Here is an 11,158-nt window from a genome sequence, read left to right on the forward strand (position 1 = left end):
GTTTTTATGCGGGCATACTGTTTTTCTCTAGTCCACGGCTTCCTTCAACTCTGTGAGTTCTTTGCCGGAATCTTCTTTTTCTGGTTTTTGCATGTTTTTATATGCGGTTGCCATCATCAGCTTGATTCGATTCAGCTGATTTACGTCGCTGGCGCCCGGGTCATAGTCAATGGCCGCAATGTTCGCCAGCGGATTGCGCTTGCGCATTGCTTTCATCATGCCCTTTCCGGTCACATGATTCGGCAGGCAGGCAAACGGCTGCATGCATACAATGTTTTCCACACCGCTGTCAATCAAGTCTACCATTTCCCCGGTCAGCAGCCAGCCTTCGCCGCACTGGTTACCCAGAGAAATGATTTCGCTGGCTTTGGTAGCAATGTCTTCGATATGCATCGGTTCATCAAAGCGTTTGCTGGCACGCAGCGCTTCTCTGGCGGGTTTGCGGAAAAACTCGATCGCCCGGATAGCAACGCTGTTGAAAAGCATCGCCTTATAGGTGCCGGCCAGGTGTTCAAAGTTAAATTTTTTGCTGTACATGCCGTAAAGGAAAAAGTCAATCAGATCCAGCACGACCGCTTCGCCGCCTTCCCGCTCAATGGTACCGACGATATCATTGTTGGCATTGGGATGATATTTAACCAGAATTTCCCCTACCACTCCCACCTTCGGTTTTTTGATATCCAACAGAGGCAAAGCATCAAAATCTTTAACAATCTCTTTGACAAAGACTTTAAATTTGCGCATGCTTCCGGTATAGATGTTTCTTCTGGCCAATCTGGACCACTTTTCAAATAAAGCATTGGCTGCTCCCGGCTCTTTTTCATATGGCCTGGTCGCGTACAGCACGCGCATGAACACGTCTCCGTAAACCATCGCCATCAGAATCCGCTTTACCAGCCCTGCGCTCAGCTTAAAACCGGGATTGGTCTCCAAACCTGCCATATTGACTGAAACCACCGGGATCTGTTCCATACCCAAGTCCTTTAAGGCTTTTCTCAGCAGCGCCACATAATTGCTGGCTCTGCATCCGCCTCCGGTCTGACTCATGAATACTGCCGTTCTGTTGAGATCTACCTTCCCTGATTTCAGGTAAGATATGATCTGTCCCAGAGTCACGATTGTCGGATAGCAGGCATCGTTATTGATGTATTTCAAACCTTCATCCACTGCGTTTTTATCTACTGTCGGAAGCAGCACTGCGTTATACCCTGCCTTTTTGAGAGCCGTCTCCATGAACTGGAAATGTATCGGCGACATCTCGGGTACCAGCAGCGTGTAATTCTTACGCATTTCCTTAGTAAAATATTCGCGCTTATATGGCTCACGGTTATCTATATGCTGAATCTTATTCTTGTCACGTTCTTCCATGGCCGCTTTCAGGGAACGAATTCGGATTCTGGCAGCTCCCAGATTGGAACCTTCGTCGATCTTCAGCACCGTATACAGCTTATTGTTTTTCTTGGTGATTTCTTCCACCTGGTCGGTCGTCACCGCATCCAGCCCGCATCCGAAGGAATTGAGCTGTACCAGCTCCACATCGTCGGTAGTTCCCACAAAGGTCGCGGCCCTATAGAGGCGGGAATGGTACATCCATTGATCCAGCACCCGGATCGGTCGGTTCAGCTTACCCAGATGGGCGATGGAATCCTCCGTCACCACTACCATGTCAAAGGAGCTGATGATCTGGTCGATACCGTGATTGATCTCAGGGTCCAGGTGATACGGACGTCCCGCAAGAACGACAGCCTTTTTCTTATGGTCTCTGGCGTATTTGAGTGAATACTCGCCTTTTTTCTTCAAGTCGTCGCGAAAACGTTTATCCTCCTGGCGACCACGCTTTACAGCGTATTCTACATGAGTTCTGGTCACGCCGCTGCGCCGGAGCACCTTGTACATTTCCCTCGCCAAAAACTCATCATTGTCGTAAGGGATAAACGGATGGGAGAAGGTCACGTCATTCGCTTCAAAAATATCATCCATATTGTTACCGATCACCTCAGGATAAGTGGCAACAATCGGGCAGTTATAGTGGTTCGGCGCTGTCGGATCTTCGATTCGCTCGTAATTGATGCTGGGATAAAAGATCCATTTTACACCCTGGTCCACCAGCCATTTAATGTGTCCGTGAACCAGCTTGGCCGGATAGCAGGCCGTGTCGGAAGAGATCGTCTCCATGCCGCCCTCATACAGTTCCTTGCTCGACGGCGGCGACAGCTGCACCCGGAATCCCAATTCCGTAAAGAATACAAACCAGAAAGGATAATTCTCATACATATTGAGTACCCTTGGAATACCAATGGTGCCTCTGGTGGAATCTTCTTCCGTCAGGGGCGTATAGTTGAACAGCCTTTTAAATTTGTATTTGTACAGATTTGGCAGCTGATTTTCTTCGTTGGTCTTACCCTCGCCCTTTTCACAGCGGTTTCCGGTAATAAACCGACTGCCGTCATTGAACTTGTTAATCGTCAGAAGACAATTATTTTCGCATCCCTTGCAGCGGGTATGGCTATTTTCTACCGTAAAGGAATCCATTTCGTCCGGCTTTAAAATCGAGGATTCCGTATCCTCAACATAGTTTTCCCTGGCAATGATAGCTGCGCCGTAAGCCCCCATGATTCCCGAGATATCCGGACGCACTACATCCTTACCAATGATCTTTTCGATACTGCGAAGCACAGCATCGCTGAGGAAGGTTCCTCCCTGTACCACGATCTTCTGCCCCGCTTCTTCGGGGTTACGCAGTTTAATAACCTTGTACAGGGCGTTTTTTATGACACTGTAAGAAAGGCCTGCGGAAATATCGCCAATGGTAGCGCCTTCTTTCTGCGCCTGTTTCACCTTAGAATTCATGAACACGGTGCAGCGGGTTCCCAGATCCACCGGCGCCTCGGCAAAGAGCGCTTCCCGCGCAAAGGTCTGCACGTCCATATTCACCGACTTGGCGTAAGTCTCAATGAAAGAACCGCAGCCTGAAGAACATGCTTCATTGAGCATGATATTGTAAATGGCGTTGTCCTTGATCTTCATGCACTTCATGTCCTGACCGCCGATATCGAGAATAAACTCCACGCCCGGAAGGAATTCCTCCGCGCCCTTATAATGAGCCATGGTCTCGATCTCACCCAGATCCGCCTTGAAAGCTGCCTTAATCAACCCTTCTCCATAGCCGGTCACCGTGGAATTTGCAAGGAACGCGTCCTTTGGCATCATTGCGTACAGCTCTTTGAGCATCATCATAACCGCTTCGATCGGCTTTCCTTCATTGTTCTTGTAGAACGAATAGAGCAGATTCTTTTCGTTATCAATGAGAGCCGCCTTGGTGGTGGTGGAGCCGGCGTCAATCCCCAGGAACAGCTTGCCCCTGGCCTTTTTGATATCTTTTCGTTTAATCGTATCCTTGCGGTGACGGTTTACAAATTCTTCATATTCACTGTGATTTCTGAACAGAGGCTCTACGTGGCGGGTGTCGGACAGCTCCGACTGGTCGGCGTTATTTATCCGTTCCACCACCTCTGTCAGTTGGGTCTCGTCATATTTTTCCGCTATCATAGCCGCGCCGATGGCAACGAAATACTTGGACTCCTCCGGGAAAACCACATCTTCATCAGAAAGACTCAGCGTCTTGATAAAACGGGTACGCAGCTCGGAAAGGAATGAAAGAGGGCCACCCAAAAATGCGACTTTTCCCTTGATCGTCCTGCCGCATGCCAGTCCGCTGATGGTTTGGTTAACCACAGCCTGAAAAATAGAAGCCGAAAGATCCTCAATGCTGGCCCCTTCATTGATCAGCGGCTGGATGTCCGTTTTGGCGAACACTCCGCAGCGGGCCGCGATCGGGTAAATCATATTGTGACTCTTTGCCGCTTCATTGAGACCTGCGGCGTCCGTATTCAGAAGCACCGCCATCTGGTCGATAAACGCGCCCGTACCTCCCGCGCAGGTTCCGTTCATTCTCTGTTCAATCGTCTGTCCGTAGAAGGTGATCTTGGCGTCCTCGCCGCCCAGCTCGATTGCTACGTCGGTCTGGGGAATCAGAGTTTCCACCGCCCGGCTGCAAGTTACGACCTCCTGTTCAAATGGAATATGTAAAAGCTGTGACAGGGAGAGTCCTCCCGAACCGGTTATAACCGCCCTGACCTTCGCCTGCGGATATTTGCCGTGCATATCCCGCATCAGGTCCGCAACCGTTTCGAACACATTGGACATGTGCCTCTCATAGCGGCTGTATATGATCGTTCCGCCTTCGTCCAGCAGAACTAATTTTACAGTTGTTGATCCTACGTCTATACCTAATCTCATAATTACCTCATTACACATGGAACTATCACAGGATATTCTTGATATTCTTGCTGCAAAGCTTACTGCGGCAGGTTTTCAGAGAAACGGTCCTGCGTTAAAACAATGCGTTTATTATAGCATAAAATCCTGCGGAAGTCCCTATATTTTAGCCAAAAACTACTTATATATATACCCTTAATCCATTAAACGAAACAATTTCAAACTGATTAAAGCCTATTATAGCACAGGCTTTTTTATTTATGTTATACTAATTTTTGAGAATAAATAAAGGAGTTTTGTATGAAAAGCACGATACGAAAAAGTACTTATCAGGCCATTTACCGGCTGCTGGACCGGGTCAGTCCTCTTGAGTCGGACTGCGGAAAGTTGTGCGGGGCCGCCTGCTGTACCTGTGGAGGCGACAGCGACGACGACGATTTCCAGCTGGGTATCTATTTGCTGCCCGGAGAAGAAAAGCTGTTTTCTCAAAAAGAGGAATGGCTTAAATGGTCTGCAGAAAGGGCTGAGGATTTTGATTTTCCCGATTCATGGTTTGGAAAAATTCATTTCATCCGCTGCAAAACGCCGCCTGTATGCCCCAGAGAACACAGACCGCTGCAATGCCGCTTTTTCCCCCTTGCTCCCCATTTAACCGAAGAAGGAGAACTGCGTCTCATTTTATGCACGACCCCGCTTCCCTATTCCTGCCCTTTAATCGACCGGCAGATGAAGCTGACTCCATCTTTTATTCAGGCTACTTATACGGTCTGGACGCATCTGATTCGGGATCCTCTGATCTACGATTTAGTGCTGATGGATTCAGAAGACCGGGAAGCAGAAGGCGTCCCGGTCAAAATTGTGCGATAGGTCCGGAGTCGATTATTTCGTTCCCAGCCTGGATATGTCTTTTTTGAAAATATAGCGCATTGCGATGATACTGAACAGGATCCCCATAACCTCTGCGATGGGGAACGCGAACCAAACCATTTTCAGCCCTCCGAACCTTGCCAGGAACCACGCCAGCGGCAGAATCCCGATCATCTGACGGATCAGAGAAGCCCAAAGGCTCATCATGCCATGACCGGTGGCCTGGAAAAAGGACGATGCCAGGATACCGAACGATGCCGGTATAAAGCACAGGCTGATAGTCCTCAGCGCCGGAATACCGATTTCGTACATTCCCTGGGAAGCATTGAAAAGGCTTAGGAACTGACGCGGGAAAAGCTGGAATAAAATCAGCCCTACCGTCATGATGATGAAAGCCACCATGAAAGCTACTTTAAAGGCTTTTGTCAGACGTTCCTTGTCTCTGGCACCGTAGTTATATCCCATTACCGGCAGCGCGCCCTGATTCAGCCCGAATACCGGCATAAAAATGAAAGACTGCAGTCTCCCATAAACGCCGTTTACCGCAACCGCTGTCTCCGACAAACCTGCCAGAATGGCATTGAGTCCGAACTGCAGGATGGAAAGCATGGCCTGCATGAGAATGGCCGGAAGTCCCACGGAATAGATATCGCGGATGATATACTTTTCCATCTTAAAGCCCCGAACCTTAACAGTCACCTGATGATCTTTTTTGAACAGCAGGATCTGCCCCAGAATCATGGAGAACAGCTGCCCAATAATTGTAGCTACTGCCGCCCCGGTAACTCCCATTTCAGGGAATGGTCCGATGCCAAAGATTAAAATCGGGTCCAGCACAATATTTGTCACAGCCCCTACAATGCTGCAAAGCATCGGAAACAGCATGTTTCCCGTCGCCTGCAGGATCTTTTCCGTAGTCACCTGAACCAAAACAAATACCGAACCAATGGTGATGATCCGCATGTACGCGATACCGTTTTCAACGATATATGGCGTATCGGACAGAAAGTTCATGTATATGTTGGAAAAAATAATTCCGATTAAAGCAAATCCTATCCAATTGAAAAAAGACAGCCTGTAACCGTGGCTGGCGGCCATATTGGCTTCTTCAAAACGCTTCGCGCCAAGCCTTCTGGAAATGAGGGAATTGATTCCCACTCCGGTTCCAACGCCCACTGCGATAAGCAGCATTTGCACAGGGAAAATATAAGTGACAGCAGACAGCGCCTGCTCGCTGATCATGGACACAAAAATACTATCGACAATGTTGTACAGCGCCTGAATCAGCATGGATAAAATGGCCGGCCAGGACATAGTCGCAATTAATTTTCCGATAGGCATGGTGCCCATCTTGTTTTCCTGAATCTGTTCGCCCATAAAAGAAAATACCTCCTTACTCACAAAGAGATATTATATTACGGTTTGAAACAAAATTCAACAAAGTTTATCCACTTATTTGAAACTTATGGACCACCTTTCTCTCACGGACAAGCAGCCCCGGTAGCAAATCCCGATTTTTACCGAAATTTACGCATTTTTCAACGCTCCCGCAACCTTCAAGACGTCCTTGCGCATAAAACTGTCATTTTCTCGCTTTTTTCGTAAGATCTTGGATATTTACTTCGCATACAGACGGGGGAACCGGGATCATACGATATTCACCAGTCAACCGACGTAGCCTGCCGGTTACAGATTCCTGAAAACTCCAAAGATGAGCAGAAGAGCGACCATGATCCAGCAGCCGGTCTGCTGCCATCGGCGCATCGTCAAATCCCCATAGCGGATGTACCGCACACATAAGTATGCCAGCAGATATGCCAGAAATGGCAGACAGATAAAAACGGCAGGATTCCAGGAAAAAGCCCTTGAAAAATCAAAGCGCAAAATAGCCAGACACATGCGCGATACTCCGCACCCAGGGCATTTAAGGCCGGTAATCTGGTTAAACACGCAGGGCAGCCACCATCCCCAATGAGTCGCGCCATAAGCAAATACAAGGCCTGCGCCGGTCAGACTTCCCAGGATCAGCAGCACCTTCCCTGCACGCTTTTTCTGAATATCCATCATTTTAATAGATCGGATGGATCTTATTCATTTCGTTCTGTGAGAGAGCCAGCACGATGATATTGAATCCGAAGAGTTCAAGGATCAGATACAGCACATTGCTGTCACGTCCAGTGACAATACCCCTCTCCGATTTGATCGTATCCAGCTTTTCGCCCATCTTGTAAGCCCAATAGATTCCATAGATATTGCAGGTAATCAGGCTCAGCAGGAAACATGCCACACCTGACATATCGGCGGCGTATTCCGCCTTTTCACGATTGACCTCGTCGGTCAGCACCACAAACCAATAGATCGAATAGATTCCACAGGTGACTATGGATAATACAATAGATAATGCTATGTTTCTGTTCATTATGAATTCCTACCCCTTCTTTTATTTACTAGTCTTATCATACGTTTTCAATTATAGGTTGATGCCTTTTCTTATGCAAGAGGATTTAAACATTGTTAATAATAATGTCATAATTTGCGAGCTGTGTCGAGCAAATTTCACGTATTCTGTACCTTGCGGCGAAGCCGGCTCAATCAGTCAGAATCGTATAATTTGCGAGCTGTGTCGAGCCAAATGCACATTTGTTCAACAACCGCTTCATTTCGGCTTTGTTGTTGATGTATTTCCAAGGTTTGCGGACTGTGTTCCTGTTCAAAACTGAATTTTCATCGAAATTCTGTGCTGCCGGGTGCTACATCCTTGAAAAAACGTCAACAAAAACCTGATTTTTCGCTGCGTGTTGATAAAAATCGAAATTTACCTTTTAAGCATGTTTTCAGATGAGCCGATCCTTGCAGCGCAGCGGACTGTGCTGCAAGATATATAAAAATGCGGACCCTTTACGAAAGGTCCGCATTTTACCGGTGCCCGTGTGGCACAGAATCACATTTTTACATTGCTCCGTGGAAGGTCCGCTTGATTACTTCTTCCTGCTGCTCTCTGCTGAGCCGCACGAAGTTTACGGCGTAGCCGGATACACGAATTGTCAGGGACGGATACTGTTCCGGATGCTCCATAGCCTGTTTCAGGAGTTCTTTGCGCATAACGTTTACGTTGAGATGGTGCGCTCCCTGGCAGAAGTAACCGTCCAGCAGGGAAACCAGATTGTATTCCTGCTGCCCTGCGTCCTTGCCCAGCGCTTCCGGGATGATGGAGAAGGTATTGGACACCCCGTCCTGACAGACAGTACGATACGGAATCTTCGCCACCGTATTCAGCGAAGCCACAGCACCGTTCACGTCTCTTCCATGCATCGGATTGGCTCCCGGCGCCAACGGTTCTCCATATTTTCTGCCGTCCGGGGTATTGCCCGTTTTCTTTCCATACATAACGTTGGAAGTGATCGTCAGCGCTGACAGTGTGTGTCTCGCGTCTCTGTACATCGGATGCTTTTTCAGTTCCGCGGAAAAATGCTTGACAATCTCCACTGCGATGTCATCGACCGCATCGTCATCGTTTCCATATTTCGGGAAGTCACCTTCCACTTCAAAGTCCACGGCCACGCCCTGCTCATTTCGAATCGGGCGAACCTTTGCGAATTTGATAGCGGAAAGCGAGTCGGCGGCACAGGAAAGTCCGGCGATACCGAAAGCAGTCAGTCTTTCCACATGGGTATCATGCAGCGCCATCTGGCTGGCTTCATAAGCGTACTTATCGTGCATATAGTGGATCACGTTCATCGTATCCACATAAAGCTCGGCCACATAGGAAAGAACCTTCTTATAGCTGAGCATTACCTCGTTGAAATCCAGCACATCGTCGAATTCCAAAGGCTTGATCTTGGGAATGACCACATCTCCTGTCAGCTCGTCCAGTCCGCCGTTGATGGCATAGAGAAGCGATTTAACCACATTGGCTCTGGCCCCGAAGAACTGCATCTGCTTACCTACGCTCATGGCGGAAACGCAGCAGGATATGGCATAGTCATCGCCGTAAACAGGGCGCATTACATCATCGTTTTCATACTGAATGGAATCCGTCTCAATACTCATCTTGGTACAGTAGCGCTTAAAATTCTCCGGCAGATTCTGGCTCCAGAGAACGGTCAGATTCGGTTCCGGTGCTGTGCCCAGATTTTTTAATGTATGTAAGAAACGGAAGGAATTCTTCGTTACCAATGTGGTGCCTTTTACGCTCATACCGCCGATGGCTTCGGTCACCCATGTCGGATCGCCGCCAAACAGCTCATTGTATTCCGGCGTTCTCAGGTGTCTCACCAGACGCAGCTTGATAACGAACTGATCGATCAGCTCCTGAGCTTCTTTTTCCGTCAGAGTTCCCCGTTCCAGATCCCGCTGGATATAGATATCGAGGAAAGTAGAAGTTCTTCCCAGGGAAGTGGCGGCTCCGTTATTTTCCTTAACTCCTGCCAGGTATCCCAGATACAGGAACTGGACTGCTTCGCGGGCATTTCCCGCAGGCTGGCTGAGGTCGATGCCGTATGACGCGGCCATGGCCTTGACTTCCTTGAGAGCCCGAACCTGCTCGTGCAGCTCTTCCCGGATACGGATCAGCTCGTCGGTCATCGGGCCGTCAGCCATCTGGATATCCTGCTCTTTTTGTTCGATCAGATAGTCAATACCGTAGAGCGCGATCCGTCTGTAATCGCCGATGATTCTTCCTCTTCCGTAAGCGTCGGGAAGCCCTGTGAGAAGGCCGTTATGCCTGGCCACTTTCGTACGCTCCGGATAAGCATCGAAAACCCCCTCATTGTGAGTCTTGCGGAATTCGTGGAAACGACGCTTGATCTCCGGATTCATTTCATAACCGTACTGCTGGAGAGCGGATTCCGCCATACGGATACCACCGTAGAGATTAACCATGCGTTTGAGGGGAGCATCGGTCTGAAGGCCTACAATCACTTCGTTATCCTTATCAATGTATCCCGGTTTAAAGTTATCAATACCGGAAACAACGTCTGTTTCTACATCATAAATACCATTTTCAATCTCTTCCAGGAGCAGTTCCTTGCACCTGCCCCAGACCTTCTCCGTTCTCTCTGTGGTTCCCTCCAGAAAACTGTCGTCTCCGCTGTAAGGCGTCACGTTCTTCTGAATGAAGTTTCTCACATCAATCACGTGTCTCCAGTTTCCGCTGTTAAATCCTTCCCATTCTTTTCTCATCTTATTTTTACCTCCATGCAATCGACCAAAATAGAAAAAGCCGCACCATCCGGGCTCTTTCTCAGCCCAGACGGTCGGCTTTGGTTCACGATCATACTCCATGTGGTTTCTTCCACTTCCGTCAGTCATATGACTTTTTGAATATACTATATCTTGGGGTCTGTTGTCAAGAAATTTTGTATGGAGATTTTTAAAATCTGCTCAGGGTCTGCATACTTTGCAGGGGTCATATCCCTGTGCGACCGCCTCAGATCTGGAGATGGCGATTTTACTTCTGCTCAGATAGCGGCAGCTGCCTCTGTGGAATTTTGATCCGGTCTTTGTAATGTATACCGTTTTGCCGGAGCTGCTCTGTTTTTTGGCCTTTGGGGTAGCTGTCCTGACTTTACTGTAAGCGCTGTATACCGTTTTACCGCCCTTCTTTTTATAGGCGCGCATTTTATATTTTACTTTTTTGCCGGTTTTTAGATTTTTATTCGTCCAGGATTTCGTACCAGCCTTCTTTATGGTTTTCACGACCGTATACTTTTTCTTCTCGTTGTTGTACTTATAAATTTTATATCCGGACGCGCCGCTGACCTTTTTCCAGCTGAGCTTTACCTTTGTGGCTCCCGTCGCCTTTGCTTTTAAATCCGGCTTAGCCAGTTCGCTGGCCGCAGGTACGGCTTTTGTTTTGACTGTGCTTAAAGCAGAGGTGTTTTTCCAGGCCGCATTGGTTGGTCCCCCGGTCTGCGCACTTGCCGGCACAGCAAAGCCCATGGTCAATACTACTGTAAGTGTAATAATTGCTGCAATTGTTTTTCGTTTGATACTTTTCATAATTACTTTCCTC

General features: G+C 48.2%; 7 protein-coding genes and 1 riboswitch. Of the genes, 1 reads left to right on the forward strand and 6 read right to left on the reverse strand.

The genetic code is table 11. The annotated features are described in order from the left end of the window. Positions 1–27: 27 nt before the first annotated feature. Positions 28–4,299: a 2-hydroxyacyl-CoA dehydratase gene (locus NE619_RS04255; protein WP_256131125.1), complete on the reverse strand. Its 4,272-nt coding sequence runs from the start codon at positions 4,297–4,299 to the stop codon at positions 28–30. Between the two features lie 279 nt (positions 4,300–4,578). Here NE619_RS04255 and NE619_RS04260 point away from each other — a divergent pair, with 279 nt between their 5' ends. Further along, on the forward strand, positions 4,579–5,145 hold the full coding sequence (locus tag NE619_RS04260) for a hypothetical protein (RefSeq protein WP_256131126.1): 567 nt from the start codon (positions 4,579–4,581) through the stop codon (positions 5,143–5,145). Positions 5,146–5,157: 12 nt separating this feature from the next. Here NE619_RS04260 and NE619_RS04265 read toward each other — a convergent pair whose 3' ends face one another. From NE619_RS04265 to NE619_RS04285, 5 genes are all read right to left on the reverse strand, one after another. After that, a complete protein-coding gene (locus tag NE619_RS04265) occupies positions 5,158–6,522 on the reverse strand; it encodes an MATE family efflux transporter (protein ID WP_256131127.1) in 1,365 nt (454 codons plus the stop codon). Positions 6,523–6,831: 309 nt separating this feature from the next. Further along, complete coding sequence (locus NE619_RS04270) at positions 6,832–7,212, reverse strand: DUF2752 domain-containing protein (protein ID WP_256131128.1); 381 nt, start codon at positions 7,210–7,212, stop codon at positions 6,832–6,834. A 1-nt stretch (position 7,213) separates the two neighbouring features. Further along, positions 7,214–7,564, reverse strand: a complete 351-nt coding sequence (locus NE619_RS04275; protein ID WP_256131129.1) for a DUF4234 domain-containing protein — start codon at positions 7,562–7,564, stop codon at positions 7,214–7,216. Between the two features lie 530 nt (positions 7,565–8,094). Beyond that, entirely contained in the window at positions 8,095–10,326 is a 2,232-nt protein-coding gene (gene pflB / locus NE619_RS04280; protein ID WP_256131130.1) for a formate C-acetyltransferase, read from the reverse strand. 57 nt (positions 10,327–10,383) lie between these two features. After that, positions 10,384–10,465, reverse strand: a riboswitch (ZMP/ZTP riboswitch). 62 nt (positions 10,466–10,527) lie between these two features. Further along, positions 10,528–11,145 (reverse strand): hypothetical protein, encoded by a 618-nt coding sequence (locus NE619_RS04285; RefSeq protein WP_256131131.1) that lies wholly within the window; start codon positions 11,143–11,145, stop codon positions 10,528–10,530. Positions 11,146–11,158: the final 13 nt, after the last annotated feature.

It is taken from the genome of Anaerovorax odorimutans, from assembly GCF_024459955.1.
Lineage (GTDB): Bacteria > Bacillota > Clostridia > Peptostreptococcales > Anaerovoracaceae > Hominibacterium > Hominibacterium odorimutans_A.